This window comes from Aeromonas dhakensis (assembly GCF_000820305.1).
GTDB classification, from domain to species: domain Bacteria; phylum Pseudomonadota; class Gammaproteobacteria; order Enterobacterales; family Aeromonadaceae; genus Aeromonas; species Aeromonas dhakensis.
Genome location: NZ_CDBH01000003.1, coordinates 59190 through 75994, shown reverse-complemented (window position 1 = coordinate 75994; position 16805 = coordinate 59190). Strand labels below are relative to the sequence as shown.

Sequence of the window (16805 nt, the reverse complement as noted above, 5' to 3'; positions counted from 1 at the left end):
CGGGCTGTCGTCCCGCCCCCACTCCACCGCCAGCACGCCGCTGACCTGATGGGGAATGGCGAGAAAGGCGGCGCGCACCGCGTCTGTCTGCTCGGGCAGGGTGCCCGGCTTGAAGGCGATCAGCAGGATATGTCGGATCATGACTCACTCCTTGTGATGGTGCCGGGCCGTCCGCTCAGCGCTGGGCGGGGCCGGCGTGCTTGGGGCTGAGCAGGAAGGGGGTCACCTCCTGCGCCGGCAGGTTGGGGGCCACGGCGTCGACCGCCTCCTTCTGCTGCTGGTTGAGCTTGATGCGGGCCCGGTTGCGCCCCGCCTCGATCAGTTTGGGATCATCGAGCGGGCCTGAGACCCGAAAATCGATGCGGGTAACCACGTCCACCACTGGCTCCAGCAGCTTGGAGAGGGCCAGCACGTAGAGCCCGGTGATGGGGGTCAGCGAGAAGGCCGCCACCACCGGCAGGGTGCCGCCCAGGTTCGGCGAGAAGCTCAGCTCGTAGTCGAGCCGCCAGCGCACCAGGTCGGCGATGCCCTCGCCGCGCAGGTTGCCGGCCGCCCCCTTCATGTAGAAGTCGTCGTTCTCCACCACCCCCTGCTTGATCCTGGCGGAGGCCGACATGGACTCGAAGTAGAAGCCCTTGTCGAACACGTCGCGAAAATCGAGGCGCAGCTTGCGCAGCAATGAGTCGAGGCTGAGCAGGGAGAGCAGTCGTGCCCCCTTGTCGTTGACCTCGCGCAGGGTGCCCCCTTCCAGCTGGTAGTCGACCTTGCCGGCCAGGGTCGGCAGGTTCGGCCGGTAGGGCACGTCGCGCCAGCTCAAGTCCAGCGCCATCTTGCCGGGTGCATCGCCGATGGGCGAGGTGTAGCCGAGCCGCTTGAGCAGCAGCTCGCTGTTGTTGCTGCTGATGTGGGCGCGGGCACGGGTCTGCATGCCGTCCGCCCCGGCCAGCCACTCGGCGCTGCCGCTCAGCTGGCTGCCCGCCAGCCGCATCTCCAGCCCCTTGAGGCTCAGCTTGTCGGCCCCCGGGATCAGCTCCCCTTTCACCTCCCCCAGCGGCAATTCACCGAAGCGGCAATCCACGCAGCTGAAGGTGAGCCAGGGGATGGCATCCATGATGGCCTTGTCCTGTCTGGCATCGGGATCCGGGCTCAGATCCGAACTCTTGCCGGACCAGTAGATGCGGGCGAACTTGGCATCGATGGGCTGGCGATCGGAGACCGGCAGGCGCACCACCCCCATCACGTCCGGGCTGTCGATCATCACCTCGGTGGCCTGATTGACCGGCCCCACGGTGAAGTGCACCGCCTTGAGGTTGGCACTGCCGATGTCGGCACGGGCCAGCTGGCCGTCTACCCACCACTCCTGCGGCAAGAAGGCGGGCCCTACCACCGCATTGCCGCTCGGCGCCGTACTGGCCGGCAGCCACTGCTTGAGACGGGCCAGCCAGCCGGCCACATCGGCCTGCTGCTGGTTGATGGCGAGCAGCATGGGCCGGTCGCGTAGCACCCGGGCACCGGGCTGACCCACGTCCACCCGCACCCGGCTGAGGTAGGGCACGCCGTCGCCGTACACCAACCGGCTCTGCATGTCGACGTCAGCCCCCAGCACGGCGCGGATGTCGGCACTGCCGTCGCGGCCGCGGGCGGTCACCTTGAGCGGCAGCCGGCTGTCGGCCGCCTTGGCGAGCGGTGCGGGCAGATCCAGTCCCATGCCCTGCAAGTTGGAGTCGAGCGCCAGCTGGAAGCTGAACGGCTGATCGTTTGGCAGGGTCAGTCCCAGGCTGCCGGCCCAGTTGCTGCGCCCCTTGAGGATGGCCAGTGCCGGGATGTCCTGGCGCTGGCGGCGGCTGTCCCACTGCCCCTTGAACTTGAGATCGACCTGATAGCGATTGGGCTGCTGGCGGCCCTGATAGTCGAGGGTGAGCGGCTGGTTCCACAGGCTCGCCTTGAGGTTGCTGAAACGGGTCTGCTCGTTGTCATACTCGAGCCGCCCCTGCACCTGCTCCAGCGGCAGATCCAGGCTGGTGATCCGCACCTTGTTGTTGCTGAACAGGGCGTCGCCGCTGGCCTTGACCTCGCTCTCGCCATCCAGCGGAATATCCAGCTTGACCGAGCCCTTCATGGGGCCGCGGATCTCCACCTCCCGCAGCGCCTGACCGACCGAGCCGCCGAGCGGCGAGTCCTGCAGGTAGTCGCTGATGGCCTTGCCCTCGCCCTCAACCTTGGCATCCACGTAGAGGTGGGCCCCCGGGTAGAGATCCGGGATCCAGGCGTGCACCGAGTCGGAGCTTGCCTTGCCGAGCCGGGTGGCGCGGCTGTTCATGTCGAGGCTGGCGTTCTGGAACAGCAGATCGATCTGCAGGTCGGTGAGCGGTTGCCAACCGGGGAAAAATTCGTAGGAGGCCTGCTTGAGCGGCACCGCCACCTGGAAGATGCCCTCGCCCTTGCTGTAGGGGAAGTCGCGGAACTCGCCGTACCAGAGCAGGTCAGCCCCCTTGGCCTTGCCCCCCTTGATGGCCCCGCTCAGGTAGTCAACCAGACTCTTGTCCATCACCTGCAGCGGATAGTAACGGTCGGCGTTGGCCGCATTTTTGACGTCGATGCGGCCGGTCAAGGCAAGGAAGGGATGTTCGAACAGCTCGAGCCGAAAGCGGCTGGCGAGGCTCAAGTCCGGGTTGTCCAGCACCAGATCCTGGCCATAGAGCACCCAGCCCTGCGCCACCTGCCACCAGTCGAGCCGCGCCGAGAAGCGGTCAACGGGGATCGGCTCCTTGAAGTGGCGGGCCGGGTCTATGGCATCGTTTGCCAGTTGCAGCCTGGCGCTGCCGCCGGACGGGGTGAGCCAGAACTCGCCGTTGAGGTCGCGCACGCCGGGCACGTCGCGCCAGGCGTCGACCCTGATGTGGGAGAGCTGGCCGCTGACGGAGAGCCCCTGCCAGCCGGCATCCGCCTGCAGGATCAGATCCTCTATCTTGCCGGTCGGGCGGGTGCGTTTGAGGGTCTCGGTCAGTTCGGGATAGATCCCCGACACCAGCTGGCTCAGGTTGGCGATCTGGTCCAGATCGATGGCCGGCACATAGCCCTGGATGCGATCGCCGACTCGCTCGAGCTGCAGCCGACTGTGCAGCCAGGGCTTGCCGTCGAGCTTGAAGGTGACGTCGTGGCTGGCAAACTGCCACTCCTTGCCGTCCCGGCGCAGCTGGATCTTGCCCCCCTGCAGCCCGAGCCGGTGCAGGTCACCCTGTTTTTTTTCATCCTGCCAGATCAGGTAGTTGTCGCCAAACGCCAGCAGCGAATCCCCCAGCTGACCGGCCTTGAACTCGCTCCAGAGCTGGAAGTCGAGCTGGCCGCTCACCTTGGGCTCCCCTGCATGGGTGCGCGCCAGCATGGGGCTGATATCAAGCTGACGGGCCCCCAGATAGAGCTGGCCCTTGAGCCGGTCGAGCCGCACCTGAGGGGCATCCACGTCGACGATGAGGTCGAGGGTGCTCTCGCCCACCCCGTTGATGAGGTAGGCCTTGCCGACCCCTTGGTGGCGCTTGCCGCGGTTCTGCCAGCGCAGCTGGGCGATGTCGAGGGCCCGCACCTCCCCCAGCGCCGTGGTGAGGCTGAGGCGGGTGTCGTGAATATCGAAGGTGGAGAGCTGGGTCAGCAGAAAACGCAGCAGCGCCTGCTGCTGGTCGCTGCCGTCACCGGTTTCCGGCTCCGCGGGCTGACTCAAATCCAGCGCTATGTCGCCATCGCTCAGGATCAGCTGACCAAATACCGGCTTGAGTTCGTTGAGGGAGCGCCAGAAGTCGAGGTGGGCCCACACCTTGCCAAGGCGCAGGGCGAAGCGACCCGAATTCGGCGCGATCACCAACTGCTGCAGCTCGAGGGCCGGGCCACGCTGGGTCCAGTCCAGCCCGATGCGATCGACGCTGGCCTCCAGCTTGCTGTCGGCCAGCAGGGTATCGAGCAGCGCCTGTCTGTGCTGATTGAGCAGGGGGCCGCCAACGCGCACCAGACTGACCAGGATGGCCAGCAGCACGAAGAAGACCCCGAGGGCCAACCAGCCCCGACTCAGCCAGCGATAGACCAATTACATCATCACCACGTCGAACTGCTCCTGCCCACAGAGGGGCTCACTTACCACCCTGACCTGCTTGCCGATGAACACTTCCAGCTCCGCTAGGCTGTGAGACTCCTCGCCCCGCAGATAGTCGGCCACCGCCGGGGCGGCATAGACGGTGAACTGATCCGCGTCGTAGGCGCGGTTGACCCGGATGATCTCCCGCAGGATCTCGAAGCAGACCGACTCCACCGTCTTGACCCGACCGCGCCCCTTGCACTCGGGGCACTCGGAGCAGAGCACGTGCTCCAAGCTCTCGCGGGTACGTTTGCGGGTCATCTCCACCAGACCGAGCTGGGAGAAGCCGTTGACGTTGGTCTTGGCTCTGTCCTTCGACAGCGCCTGCTCCAGGCTGTGCAGCACCCGGCGGCGGTGATCCTCGGACTGCATGTCGATGAAGTCGATGATGATGATGCCGCCGAGGTTGCGCAGGCGCAGGTGGCGGGCGATGGCCGCCGTCGCCTCGACGTTGGTATTGAAGATGGTCTCTTCCAGATTGCGATGGCCGACGAAGGCCCCGGTGTTGATGTCCACCGTGGTCATGGCTTCGGTCTGGTCGATGATGAGGTAGCCGCCGGATTTGAGCTCCACCTTGCGCTCCAGTGCGCGCTGGATCTCGTTCTCCACGTCGTAGAGATCGAAGATGGGGGATTCGCCGGAGTAGTACTCCAGCTTGCCGGCCAGCTCAGGCACGTACTCCTCGGTGAAGCGCTTGAGCTGATCGAAGCTCTGGCGCGAGTCGACCCGGATCTTGTCGAGCTCGGCGCCGACGAAGTCGCGCACCACACGGAATGCGAGGCTGGGATCCTCGTAGAGGATCTTGCAGGGGGGATACTTCTGCTTGCGCTCGAGGATCTTGCGCCACAGGCGTTTGAGGAAGGCGGCATCCTGCTCCAGCTCCTGCTCGCCCACCCCTTCGGCGGCGGTACGGATGATGTAACCACCCAGCTCGTCCACATAGCCGGCCACGGTGCGCTTGAGGCGCTCGCGCTCCGCCTCGGATTCGATGCGCTGGGAGACACCCACGTGAGCGCTGCCCGGCATGAACACCAGATAGCGGGACGGCAAGGTGATGTCGGTGGTGAGGCGGGCGCCCTTGGTGCCCAGCGGATCTTTCACCACCTGCACCATGATGTCCTGCCCCTGGCGCACCAGCTCGGCGATGTTGCCGGCCTGGAACTGCTCCTTTTCCTTCACCGCCACACACTCGGTGTGGGGGACGATGTCGGAGGCGTGCAGGAAAGCCGCCTTGTCCATGCCGATGTCGACGAAGGCCGCCTGCATGCCGGGCAGCACCCGGCTGATCTTGCCCTTGTAGATGTTGCCCACGATGCCACGCTTGGCCTGACGCTCCACGTGCACTTCCTGCAGCAGACCGTTTTCGACCAGGGCGACCCGGGTTTCGGAGGGGGTGACGTTTACCAGCAGTTCTACCGACATAAGTTACCTTGCCTTTCTAGTTTTAAATTCTGGCAGCCAAACCGGCGCGCAACCGGTGAGTAACGCAGTAAGAAACAGCCGGCGGTTGTCACCGACCTATGCCTTGCCTGTGATGGCTTCAAATTCTGGCCGCCCTGTTCGAATGCCATGCCGGCCAGCGAGGCGGGCGGCGCTGACCACGGCGGCGACGGGATTAGCGGACCTGTTCCAGATGATGCTTGATCAGCAGATCCGTTTCCAGCAGGGGCAAGCCGACCACGGCGCTGTAGCTCCCCTCGATGCGGCTGACGAACTTGCCGGCGATGCCCTGGATAGCATAGGCGCCGGCCTTGTCGCACGGCTCGCCGGTACGCCAGTAAGCCTCGATCTCGGCCTCGTCCAGCTTGCGAAAGGCCACGTTGGTGGTGACCAGCCGCACATCGCAGCGCTCCGGAGTGGCCAACGCCACCGCCGTCATCACCTGATGCACCTTGCCGGAGAGCGCCTCCAGCATGTCCTTGGCATCGAGCAGATCGGAGGGCTTCTCCAGCACCCGGTCACCCAGCACCACTATGGTGTCGGCCCCCAGTACCGGCAGTGCCGTGGGCGCGGCGGCCACGCCGGCCATCGCCTTGTCGCGGGCCAGCCGACACACGTAATCCTGGGGCTTTTCACCCTCTTCCCGCTGTTCCGGCACATCCAGCTTGAGGACTTCGAAACGGTAACCCAGCTGGGTCAGCAGTTCGTGGCGGCGGGGTGAGCCCGAGGCGAGATAGAGTTGCAGTTCGTTGTGCTTGTTCATAATCGCTTGATGAGATGAGGTACGGTTACAATTAGTTGTTTTTACTCACATTCACTTGATATTGAAGCGCCGGCGCACCTTGCGCAAGACCAGGAAAACCCAGGGCCATATTAGCATGGTGCTCAGGGTCGACCAGAAGTAGGCAAAATTGAGGCTGGCCCGGCTGAACAGGTGCTCGGCCCAGAAGATGGTCACCTTGCCCACCAGCGAGAGGCAGCCGATGATCAGCGCCTGTTGCCAGAGGGAGAAGTTGCGGATCTTCTGGAACTGGAACGCCGCCAGATAGGTGGTGATGGCCATCGCCATGGCCCGCACGCCGAGGGTGCTGCCGAGCAGCACGTCCAGCAGCAGGCCCGCCACCCAGGCGGTGCCGACGTTGGTCCGGTGCGGCAACGCCAGTGCCCAGTAGATGAGCACCATGGCGAGCCAGTCAGGCCGGAAGGGTTCGAGTTGGAAAGGAAGCGGCAGGATCGACAGGCTCAAGGCCAGCAGGATTGAGATCCAGATCCAGATCCTGCCGCTGGCGGGTTGTAACATCAGCGCGTCGCTCCCGCAGCAGAAGGCGCCGGCGCAGTAGCCGGGGCCTCTTCATCGTCATGCACTTCCGGTTTCTTGTCGGTCCACAGCAGCAGCAGATAACGCAGGCGGTCCAGCGCCACCAGTGGTTTGGCCTCGACCTGGGCGAAGGGCTTGCCCTCCACGTAGTCGGAACGCGTCACGGTCGCCACCGGATACCCTTCCGGGAAGCGGCCGCCGAGGCCCGAGGTGACCAGCAGATCGCCGACCTGCACGTCGGTGTTGCGCGGCAGGTTGCGCAGCTCCAGCTTGTCGAGCTCGCCGCTGCCGGAGGCAATGGCGCGCAAGTCGTTGCGCAGCACCCGCACCGGGATACCGTGGTTGGAGTCGGTGATGAGCAGGACGCGGCTGGTGGTGGAACCCACGTGCAGCACCTGACCTATCACCCCCTGATCGTTGATCACCGGCTGGCCGTTGTAGACACCGTCCAGCGCCCCCTTGTTGATCAGCACCTGATGGCTGAAGGGGTCGGAATCCACCGACAGCAGCTCGGCCACCATCTTGCGGGACTCCTTGTGCACCGGCGAACCGAGCAGCTCGCGCAGACGCTGGTTCTCGTGCTCCAGATGATCCATCTTGAGCAGGCGCGAGCGCAGGGTGAACAGCTGTTGTTCCTGCTGCTTGGTCTGCTCGATGAGGCCGGCCCGGGTCTGCACCTGGGTCGACATGGTGTCGAGCAGGGTGCCTGGCGCATTGGCCATGTATTGCAGCGGGCTGACGAGTGAGCTGAGGTAGACGCGGACGTGGCTGAACACACCGAAGCGAGAGTCCGCTACGATGGCAGCAATGGAGATGATGACGGCGAGAAACAACCGTAACTGAAGCGAAGGGCCTCTACCAAAAATGGGTTTCATGGGTCGTCAAAAAAGAGCCGGCACGCTGGCCGGCTTTGGGTCTTATTCGTAGTGGAACAGATCGCCACCGTGCATATCGATCAGCTCCAGCGCCTTGCCGCCGCCACGGGCCACGCAAGTCAGCGGATCTTCGGCCACCACCACAGGGATGCCGGTCTCTTCCATCAGCAGACGGTCGATATCTTTGAGCAGGGCACCACCACCGGTCAGCACCATGCCGCGCTCGGAGATGTCGGAAGCCAGCTCGGGCGGAGACTGCTCCAGCGCCACCATCACGGCGGAGACGATGCCGGACAGCGGCTCTTGCAGCGCTTCCAGGATCTCGTTGGAATTCAGGGTGAAGCTGCGCGGCACACCCTCGGCCAGGTTGCGACCACGGACTTCGATCTCGCGCACCTCTTCGCCCGGATAGGCGGAGCCGATCTCGTGCTTGATGCGCTCGGCGGTGGCTTCCCCGATCAGGCTGCCGTAGTTGCGGCGCACGTAGCTGATGATGGCTTCGTCGAACTTGTCGCCGCCGATGCGGACGGACTGGGAGTAAACCACACCGTTCAGGGAGATGATGGCCACTTCGGTGGTACCACCACCGATGTCCACCACCATGGAGCCGGTCGCTTCGGAGACCGGCAGGCCGGCACCGATAGCGGCAGCCATGGGTTCATCGATCAGGTAAACCTCGCGGGCGCCGGCGCCCAGAGCGGATTCCTTGATGGCGCGGCGTTCCACCTGGGTGGAGCCGCACGGTACGCACACCAGCACACGCGGGCTGGGGCGGAAATAGTTGTTGTCGTGAACCTGCTTGATGAAGTGCTGCAGCATCTTCTCGGTCACGTAGAAGTCGGCGATCACGCCGTCTTTCATCGGGCGAATGGCGGAGATGTTACCCGGGGTACGACCCAGCATCTGCTTGGCGGCATGACCGACAGCAGCGACCGATTTGGCGTTCCCGCGCTCTTGGCGAATGGCGACAACTGAGGGTTCGTTAAGGACGATCCCTTGATCTTTTACATAGATCAGGGTGTTGGCAGTTCCCAAGTCGATCGACAGATCGTTGGAAAAGACGCCTCTGAGCTTTTTGAACATGGCTACGGGAAATCCTAAGAATTTGGAGGTGCAGAAAACCGGCTAACTTTACCAATGCCCACCCCAATCGGCAAGCGCTCAAACTGTCGCCAGCCCATCGGGCGCGACAAAAATGCGAGTCATCACTCACCCGCCCAAGCCGGCAAACGCTAATAAACAAGGGGATAGGGGGTCGGCGGCCAGCCAGCGCCCCCGCAGCCCCGCTCAATGCATCACTTCGCGCCGATAAATAATTCTGTCATTACCGCGACTTGAGCCGAAAATCGCCTCCCCCTGCAGGGTCTGGGGATCCGACAGCCAGAGTGGTTGTGTCGGCTGTTTCGCTAGCTCCACCCGGTAGGGAATGCGCACCGCCATCTCGGGTTTGCCAAACTGCAGCAGGATTTCGCCATCTTTGGCCACCGCCGCCATGCCGCCCGGTGGCGAGCTGCCCAGCCCCAGCTTTATCTTGCGATTGCCCCCGATGTTGAGCTCGCTGCTGGCAGTATCGAGGCTCTGGCCTGCGCCCGAGAAGCTGAAGCCCTGATTGGCAAGCGACAACAGGGAGCATTGATCCAGCCTGTTTTGCTGCCAGCCACCGGCTTCGTAATACTGCATCTGCTGCGCCACGGCCAAGGCGGCCGACGCCACCCCGGTCTCGGTCTTCGCCAGCAGCCGGCCGAAATAGACCTGCATCGGCAGTGAGTCGATCAGGCGGGCGTTGCAACTGCCGCCACCGCAGTCACCCACCACCCCGTCGTTGAAATTGGGCATGGCGATCAGGCTTCTGTCGCCATCGTTATCTCGCATGTAGAGGCCAAACAGCAGCGACTTGTAGGGGCCATCCGGCTGGACGTCAGACACGCGAACAAACTCGCTGCTGCCAGTAAAGGCGGCTCGTCCATCGAGCCACGGCAGCGGCTGCAGGCTGCGCAGGCGGCTCGACAAGGTCTTGCCATCCTTGTCGTTGGCCACGGTGATAAACGCACTGCCCTTGGCGAAATCCCCCGTGTAATTCGCCGTCAGGGCACCGGCCAGGTTGCGGGCGCGCACATCCAGCGCAACCCCGAAGGGCTGCCCCATATATGTGAAGGGATCGCAGGCCGGTACTATGTCGCCGCTCACCAGCTCGAAGTCGGCCGGGATGAAGCGGCCCACCGGCTGGCTCTGGCTCGGCGGGACTGTGGTATTGAAGTAGCCATTGGTCGGCGGGGTCGCCGTCAGCCTGAACACCCCCACCTCGCTGACGCTCTGTTCCATGCTGGTCGTCCCGTTGGCCGCAGCGCCATGGTCATAACTGGTTTTACCCAGGCTGGCGGTTTTGCCCGGCGTCGGCGCCACCAGGGTATTGCTCAGGACGATGCCGCTGAGCGAGAAATTGGGGGTCGCGAGATTGCCGGTGCAGATGTCGCCGTCGTTGGCTGACTCCCAGGCCACCGCCTTGATGTCGACCTGAAATGATTCCCCCGCCTTCTTGAAGATCGGGCAGCTGGCATAGTTGCCCGTACATGCTGCCGCTGCGGTCGTGATGCAGAGCCCCACCGGCCGCGCCACAAACGCATCCGAGCCCAGCATCACCAGCCCTGCTTCACTGCCGCTGCCGTCGTAGCGGGCATCCAGCTGAACCTTGCCGGCATCCGGATAGGTGACCGTCATGCTCGACTGCCCCTGGGCATCGAAGCTGAGGGAGAGCGCAGTGGCATTGCCCTGGCTGGTGCCGATCACGCTGTTGTTGACGCTCATTCTGCCGTTGTAGATGTTGCTGGCAGGCGAGACATAGCTGCTCCAGAACTTGACGCTCTTGCTCTGGTTGGCAAACCCGGGCACACACAGCTTGGTCACGTCGCTCTTCTTGACCGCCTTGATGGCCACCGTCTGCGGCTGGTTCGAGTAGGTGTCGGGCACATCGAAGATGAAGCCGCTGTCGGCAAAGGTGAGGGTGCAGGCGGCGCTGCTCAGCGCCCCGCCACCCGAGCGGCAGAGGGTGGTGCTGAGCGGCTTGGTCGAGGGCGTCGAACCGCTGACCCCCACGGTGACCGCGCCTGCCGCCGTGTTTCTGAGCTGCAACGTTGCGCTGCCGCCGCTGAAGTTGACTACGTTGCCCCCGACCCAGCCGCCGCTGGTCGTCGTGGTGGGGAGCAGGGTCGCGCTGACCGGATCGGTGATCAGCACGCTGCAATCCGGGTTGGCACAGGCACGGATGGTGAGTGTTTCCGGGTTGCAGGTCAGCGCATTGCCGCTGTGATCGAACTCGAAGTGATCGATCTGGGTACCCACCGGGCTGGATCGCAGGGCGCAGATCCGCACGTTGTCTATCTCGTGGTAGTTGGTCACCGAGCCGGTGGAGCCGGTCAGCGACAGCAGGAAATTGGCCGGCACCGCCGCCTGACCGGCCTGGCTCGCCATGTTGAGGGGGCCGATCAGGGAGCTGTAGCCAGCCCCGGTGTCTCGCTCCACCGTGGCCAGCGAGCTGCCAGCCACCCGGGAGTCGACCGTGATGCGATAGCGATGGGGCCGGTTGCCGTTGGTGCCGCTGTCGACGGTCGGGCTCAGGTAGCTGCCGGTACCGGCGAGATAGTTGTAGCCTGAGGTGCCCGACCCCGAACCGCGGATGGAGACCGCCTGCGGCCGTGACCCCGGATTATAATTGCCCCCCTCGTTGGCGTAGTTGCCGTACTCATCGAGCCCGACCCCGAGCCAGCCGCCAGCAAAGCCGCTGATACCGGGTTTGTAGCCATAGCCCAGCGGGCCGCCGAAGGCCCCCGGCTGCGGCGTCAGGGTCGAATCGGAGAGCACAACCGCCATGCCGTCTGCCCCGCTCGTGCCAGAGGTCTTGTAGGCGTATTGATCGAATTCGATCGTCACCAGGTTGCCGGCCCCAGGAAAGAGGCGCTGGAAGGTCGCCGAGGTGGCCTGATCGGTGACGTTCTGGGTGAGTCGCAGGCGGCCATTTTGTACCGATGGCAGGGTACTGTTGTTGCGCTGGGCCACCACCCAGCTGTCCGGGTTGATCTGGCCGCTGTCGAAACCGTCGGTAAAGCAGGTCAACGGCGGCGGCACCGAGTAGTCGTTGATGCTGGACTGGGTATCCATACTCAGGTAGCGGGCCGTCACCCTGCCATAGACGGTGGCATTGTTGTTCATGGTCAAGCGGCCGTCGGTGTAGAGATAGCCATAAAACCTGGTGTTGTTGTCGATGGTCATGTCGCCATAGCTGACCCAGACAAGGCTGCCCTGATTGGTCGCATTGATGTTGACCGTGTTGACCAGCTTGACATCCTTGTTGACAAAGATGCGGGTGGTGCCGCTGCCGGAGAGGCGGATGGTGGCATTGTCGAGTACCAGTGCATCGATGAAATAATCGCCGTCCCCCAGAACCAGCACGCCATTGTTGCGCACGCTCAACGACTTGATCTGGTAGGCGTTGCGGCTGGGGAAAGTCACGGTACAGCCCTCGACCGTGGCGGTACCATAGTCCGAGAAGAGAGCGGTCTGCTGGCCCTGTTGACACAACAGCGGCATGACCGAGGTGATGGAAGGGAACTTGTTGTTGCCTGTCAGCGCAAGGCCGCGGATATCGCTGCCGGTGACGGCGCAGACCTTGTAGCCTCCCGCTCCGTTATCGCAACGGGGAGTATTGTTCTGATCCGGCTGGATGGAGCAGAAGTTGAGCGGCAACCCGCCGGTACCGTTGATCTTGGCGTTGTTGAGCTGGCTCAGCTGATAGCCGCTGATCTGATGGCAGACATCGTTGTTGTCATCATGATGACCCTGCACCACGGCCGGGAAGAAGGTGCCGGTATCGATGGGATCGAAGGCCCAGACCTGGCCAGTGAAGAGGGCCAGCGCCCACAACCATTTCATCATCAGCCTCCGTCATACGCTTCGACCATCAGGGTACGGCTCACCCTGAAGTCTGGACTGGCACTGGTCAGGTCATTGCGCAAACCGCAGGTGCCGACACTCTCGAGCCGATAGCCGGTGCTCGTCACGTTGTTGTAGCTGGTCGCCAGGGTGCGGCACTGCACCACCGCCTGACAGTCGACCAGCCCGGGGTTGCCGGCGAAACTGATCGTCCTGCTGGGCTCGCACTGTGCCGGTGGCTGGGGCTGGGGCTGGGCCGTCTTTCTATTTGGGAACAGTCGATAGAGCGCCAGCTCCAGCCCGCTCTGGGCCGCCAGCAGGGCGCGCACGCTGCGCACCTCCACCGTGTTCTTCTCGCTGCTGTCGAGCAGAAAACGCCCCATGACCGCCGCCAGCATGGCCATCACCACGATCACGAACAGGGCGATCAGCAGGGCACTGCCCCCCATCTTCTTGCTCTGGCGCCGCTCAGGGAACATTGAACACCCCCAGCTTGTGGTTGAAGGTGACCGCTTCCCCCTTGCGCTCGAACACCAGCCGCACGCCGAACTCCCCTTCGCTGTTGAAGGCCGTGGCCTCCCGGTAGAAAGAGCCGGCCCGCAGAGCGTCGGCCATCAGGATCCCCAGCGGCATGGCCGCGCTTGTACCATTCAGCGCCATGCTGGCGCGGTACATGGACCCCGCCTGCACACAATAGCGTACCTGTTCGCGGGCAAAGTAGACCCGGCTGCCAGGGGAGAGACCGGCCAGACTCTCGGCCGCGGCGTAGCGCAGGGTCTGTGCCCCCGAGACCGGAGCCAGCACTTCGGTGACCCTGGCGACGCAGCGCCCGTACTCGCAACCATTGCTGAGCGCAGGCTGGTTGGCATCAGGCAGCGGGAAGACGGCCAGCAGATCCCCCACCGCGACTGCACTGGCATCCGGGCTTAAGGGATCGACGGCCGAGGCAGGGGTGGCCATCACCAATTCAAGGGTGGCTGTGCTGTCAGACACATTCCGGTTCAGGGCGATGTAACGGCTGGAGGTGCTGATGGGCCAGAAGCGCAGGCAGGGACCGCTGTTGCTCCAGCTGCCGTCCAGGGTCTCGATGCGCTCGGAACCCGGCAGCGCATTGCGTACTTCGCGGTTGAGCCGCTCCATGGCGAAGCGGGCATCACTCATCAGCTGCTCGCGGCTGCTGGCATCCCCGTAGATCTGGCTGCCGATGCCGATGAACTGGCTGGCGAAGGTGGCCATGATCCCCAGCAGCAGGATCACCATCACCAGCTCGATCAGGGTAAAGCCGCCCGCCGTCCGCATCAGTAGTTGCCCCGATAGAAGGAGAAGTCGAGCACGCTCTCATCCGGCAGTTTGATCTGCAGATCGATGCGCTTGCCCACCGAACAGGGGGACGCACAGCTCTTGAAGGTGCCATCGCTGAAGTCGACCGGGCTCACCGCAATCCTGACCTGATAGTTGCGATACTCGTCGCTGGCGATGATGCCGCCGCTCTGGGTGTAGAAGCTGGCATCCTGCCAGTTGCCGGCGGTATCGAAATCGTCCACGTCGTTGAACGCATAGGGGGTGGGTTCACCGTCCGGACCGTAGCGGGTCGAGCAGGCCGCAATGGTGACACCGGCCACCACTTCACCACAGCGATAACGACCGCCATTGTGATCCGACTGCTCGTCGAACGACTTTTGCTGGATCTCGCCGGCCAGCCGCTGGGCCAGCTGAGCCGCCCGCACCTGCTGCACCGGATCCACCGCGCTGGGTGCCTGGTTGACGAGCAGACCCAGAATGCCGGTCAAGGCCACCGCCAGCAGCACTATGCCGACGATGAGCTCAATCAGGGTAAAACCGCGATCAGGGGCTCTCATGAATGAAGCCCTCCGACTCGATCTTGATGCCGCCCGTTTCCCGGCCATCACTCACCAACAGGGTACAACCCGTGGCACAGCTGCCGAGCGGCCTGCCCATCTGATCAAAACGGATCACGAAACTGCTGGTGTTATTGAGGGAGACCGCCATACCGGCGGAAGGAGTGACAAGACGGCCACGGGTGCGTTGATTGTCGCTCCAGCCGGCCATGAGGCCGGGGGCCGGGCACGCCACACCGGTCGCCGCCAGCGTGATATGGGCAAAACGGGAAGCCTCCACCACCAGCTGGGTACAGCGGTCGGCGGGTTCATGCATGTTGATGGTCTGCACCAGCCGCAGCCGGGTCAGCAGCTCATCACGCAGGGTTTGGGTTTCAACGCCGCCTTTGCCCAGCCATTTGGGCATGGCAAAGGCGGCCAGAATCCCGAGCAACAGGATCACGATGACCAGTTCAATCAGGGTAAAGCCTCGTTGCATTCTCGCTCCCTGTTCATAAACAAGGAGGCGAGGCATAAGCCTCGCCTCCTTGACACTAATGCTGAATCAGCATCCACCCAGAGTAGTGGTAGCACCAGCAGTGCTGCTTGCAGGAGCATAGGTCACTGTGCATTTGGAACCGCTGGTAGCAAATACGAAGTTTGCACCAGACGCCGCACCAGCCCAGGAACCGTCGATGGTGACGGCACGCTGGATACCATTGGTGGTCGCAGCCGGATAACCATAAACCACATCAATGCTGGTACCATCGCTGCTGCTTACAGCGCCGTTGGCATCACGCTCAACACCTACCAGGGCCGCTTTGCTGTAGACCAGCTGGGCAGCACTGCTGACAGCGGCCTGCACGCCCTGAGCGGCGGACTTCTTGGCATCATCCTGCAGATTCAGGAACTTGGGTGCAGCGGTCACTGCCAGGATACCCAGAATGATGATCACGATGACCAGTTCGATCAGGGTAAAACCCGCCTGTTTTTTCATCTTGTTTTCCTCTGTCAATTAATGTTGGTGGTCACCTGACCGGAAGCCGGACGGTAACTGAAACTCATGAATGCATCAGTGCTGCCTTGCGGATCCTGATACTTGCCATCACTACCCTTACTCAAACTATTGACCAGATAGTAGCGGCAGACCGAGTCCAGGCCGTTATTGGTCACACTGACATAGTATTTCAGGTCATTGCCACTACCACGCACCTCGCTGAAGCTGGTGGTAGCCTTGGGCGGGTTCTGCAGCAGACCCTCCCAAATCTTGAGACAGCGCGGGGCCGTCAGGTTGGCCGGATCCACGTCGATGCCACCGCCCGCCGAAGTATCCATGGGATAGCCGGGCGACAGCTCGCCATTGCTGACCTGGGTATCGGTCGGCGTGGTCAGGTAGAAGCGGGAGCCGTCATAGAGCACAGTATTGAGGCTGTCCTGCTTGGCACGCCCTTCGGCCTCCCACTGGGCCCGCACCAGCGATACGCCAGTAGCAAACCCGCCGGAGACCCCCTCCACGCTGGCCTTCTTGGCCTCGTCGGTCACATCGAGAAAACGGGGCAAGGCCGTCACCGCCAGGATCCCCAGGATGACGATGACGATCACCAGTTCGATCAACGAGAAACCCGCTGCCCGATGGGGGCTCGCCACACCGGCATATTTTGGAACCAGTCGCGTTGTTGTCATGAACCCTCCGTAATAACCCACATTATTTCATGTAGATACAAAAAAATCATTTAGCTGGCTCGCAAAAAAAGCCTCATTCAGGGCTTTTCCAGCACTCTGCCGTCAGAAAAGTGATAAATCAGCCAATTAGGTTCCAAGCCGAACTCACATCCGGTGCCATCCTGGCTCGCCAGGGCCTGCACCGGCGGCTGGGTCGAGGCCGTAGCGCCGATGAGCCGATCCCACAGCCAGCGGCAATGCTCGGAGGGCGTCAGTGGGTCACCGCTACCCAGCGGCCAGCCCCGCGCATCAAACTGCCAGGCCACCCCCTCGACGTGCAACAGGGCCGGACGTCGCTGCTCGAGCCAGAGTCCGTGCAGGCGCTGGGCTCGCTCGGCAAACTGCTCCCCCAGCAGGGTCAGGCTGACGGCCAGCGCCTCCTCCCGGTGGACAAGATAGCTTCGGGCCAGGGTCGCCACTATGATCAGCAACAGGATCACCGCGGCCAGCCGCCGATAGCCTCCCAGCCAGTGCTCATCCTGTTGTGACTGTCGACTCACCCGTCTCGCTCCACACTCTGCCGCTTATCCACACCGCCCGCATCATATCCCGCCTCGTTG

The 16805-nt window shown here is 63.3% G+C and carries 15 protein-coding genes; all 15 read right to left on the bottom strand.

Annotated elements, in window-relative coordinates; translation table 11 throughout:
• The coding region (locus BN1143_RS00545; RefSeq protein ID WP_042049253.1) for a Dabb family protein at window positions 1–141 on the bottom strand (141 nt) is incomplete at its 3' end.
• Window positions 142–175: 34 nt separating this feature from the next.
• Window positions 176–4078 (bottom strand): YhdP family protein, encoded by a 3903-nt coding sequence (locus tag BN1143_RS00540; protein ID WP_042049251.1) that lies wholly within the window; start codon window positions 4076–4078, stop codon window positions 176–178.
• On the bottom strand, window positions 4079–5548 hold the full coding sequence (gene rng, locus BN1143_RS00535; protein WP_005308119.1) for a ribonuclease G: 1470 nt from the start codon (window positions 5546–5548) through the stop codon (window positions 4079–4081). It lies immediately after the preceding gene.
• Window positions 5549–5741: 193 nt separating this feature from the next.
• Window positions 5742–6329, bottom strand: coding sequence for a Maf family protein (locus BN1143_RS00530; protein ID WP_010635366.1), 588 nt, complete (start codon window positions 6327–6329; stop codon window positions 5742–5744).
• A 51-nt stretch (window positions 6330–6380) separates the two neighbouring features.
• Entirely contained in the window at window positions 6381–6866 is a 486-nt protein-coding gene (gene mreD, locus BN1143_RS00525; protein WP_005308115.1) for a rod shape-determining protein MreD, read from the bottom strand.
• The gene (mreC, locus tag BN1143_RS00520; RefSeq protein ID WP_042049250.1) at window positions 6866–7759 is read right to left on the bottom strand and encodes a rod shape-determining protein MreC; all 894 of its coding nucleotides are present in this window, start codon (window positions 7757–7759) and stop codon (window positions 6866–6868) included. The genes mreD and mreC overlap by 1 nt, the downstream gene beginning before the upstream one ends.
• A gap of 42 nt (window positions 7760–7801) precedes the next feature.
• Window positions 7802–8842 carry a rod shape-determining protein gene (locus BN1143_RS00515; RefSeq protein WP_005308111.1) on the bottom strand — a complete coding sequence of 347 codons (1041 nt, stop codon included), beginning with the start codon at window positions 8840–8842 and terminating at the stop codon, window positions 7802–7804.
• Between the two features lie 204 nt (window positions 8843–9046).
• Window positions 9047–12688 carry a DUF6701 domain-containing protein gene (locus tag BN1143_RS00510; RefSeq protein WP_042049249.1) on the bottom strand — a complete coding sequence of 1214 codons (3642 nt, stop codon included), beginning with the start codon at window positions 12686–12688 and terminating at the stop codon, window positions 9047–9049.
• Window positions 12688–13164: a hypothetical protein gene (locus BN1143_RS00505; RefSeq protein ID WP_017787339.1), complete on the bottom strand. Its 477-nt coding sequence runs from the start codon at window positions 13162–13164 to the stop codon at window positions 12688–12690. The genes BN1143_RS00510 and BN1143_RS00505 overlap by 1 nt, the downstream gene beginning before the upstream one ends.
• Entirely contained in the window at window positions 13154–13984 is an 831-nt protein-coding gene (locus BN1143_RS00500; protein WP_042049248.1) for a PilW family protein, read from the bottom strand. Before BN1143_RS00500 ends, BN1143_RS00505 begins: the two co-directional genes overlap by 11 nt.
• Window positions 13984–14544, bottom strand: a complete 561-nt coding sequence (locus BN1143_RS00495; protein ID WP_005308094.1) for a type IV pilus modification PilV family protein — start codon at window positions 14542–14544, stop codon at window positions 13984–13986. Before BN1143_RS00495 ends, BN1143_RS00500 begins: the two co-directional genes overlap by 1 nt.
• Window positions 14531–15022 carry a type II secretion system protein gene (locus BN1143_RS00490; protein WP_042049246.1) on the bottom strand — a complete coding sequence of 164 codons (492 nt, stop codon included), beginning with the start codon at window positions 15020–15022 and terminating at the stop codon, window positions 14531–14533. The genes BN1143_RS00495 and BN1143_RS00490 overlap by 14 nt, the downstream gene beginning before the upstream one ends.
• Window positions 15023–15088: 66 nt before the next feature.
• Entirely contained in the window at window positions 15089–15520 is a 432-nt protein-coding gene (locus BN1143_RS22825) for a prepilin-type N-terminal cleavage/methylation domain-containing protein (RefSeq protein WP_017778496.1), read from the bottom strand.
• Window positions 15521–15534: 14 nt separating this feature from the next.
• Window positions 15535–16206: an MSHA fimbrial major subunit MshB gene (gene mshB / locus BN1143_RS00480; RefSeq protein ID WP_005308090.1), complete on the bottom strand. Its 672-nt coding sequence runs from the start codon at window positions 16204–16206 to the stop codon at window positions 15535–15537.
• 77 nt (window positions 16207–16283) lie between these two features.
• Window positions 16284–16745, bottom strand: a complete 462-nt coding sequence (locus BN1143_RS00475; RefSeq protein WP_017764681.1) for a hypothetical protein — start codon at window positions 16743–16745, stop codon at window positions 16284–16286.
• Window positions 16746–16805 lie beyond the last annotated feature (60 nt).

Coding starts and splice junctions, on each gene's coding strand:
- BN1143_RS00495 (WP_005308094.1), bottom strand. CDS start 14,544: ATGAGAGCCCCTGATCGCGGTTTTACCCTGATTGAGCTCATCGTCGGC.
- mshB (WP_005308090.1), bottom strand. CDS start 16,206: ATGACAACAACGCGACTGGTTCCAAAATATGCCGGTGTGGCGAGCCCC.
- BN1143_RS00515 (WP_005308111.1), bottom strand. CDS start 8,842: ATGTTCAAAAAGCTCAGAGGCGTCTTTTCCAACGATCTGTCGATCGAC.
- BN1143_RS00490 (WP_042049246.1), bottom strand. CDS start 15,022: ATGCAACGAGGCTTTACCCTGATTGAACTGGTCATCGTGATCCTGTTG.
- mreC (WP_042049250.1), bottom strand. CDS start 7,759: ATGAAACCCATTTTTGGTAGAGGCCCTTCGCTTCAGTTACGGTTGTTT.
- BN1143_RS00500 (WP_042049248.1), bottom strand. CDS start 13,984: ATGCGGACGGCGGGCGGCTTTACCCTGATCGAGCTGGTGATGGTGATC.
- rng (WP_005308119.1), bottom strand. CDS start 5,548: ATGTCGGTAGAACTGCTGGTAAACGTCACCCCCTCCGAAACCCGGGTC.
- mreD (WP_005308115.1), bottom strand. CDS start 6,866: ATGTTACAACCCGCCAGCGGCAGGATCTGGATCTGGATCTCAATCCTG.
- BN1143_RS22825 (WP_017778496.1), bottom strand. CDS start 15,520: ATGAAAAAACAGGCGGGTTTTACCCTGATCGAACTGGTCATCGTGATC.
- BN1143_RS00530 (WP_010635366.1), bottom strand. CDS start 6,329: ATGAACAAGCACAACGAACTGCAACTCTATCTCGCCTCGGGCTCACCC.
- BN1143_RS00510 (WP_042049249.1), bottom strand. CDS start 12,688: ATGATGAAATGGTTGTGGGCGCTGGCCCTCTTCACTGGCCAGGTCTGG.
- BN1143_RS00505 (WP_017787339.1), bottom strand. CDS start 13,164: ATGTTCCCTGAGCGGCGCCAGAGCAAGAAGATGGGGGGCAGTGCCCTG.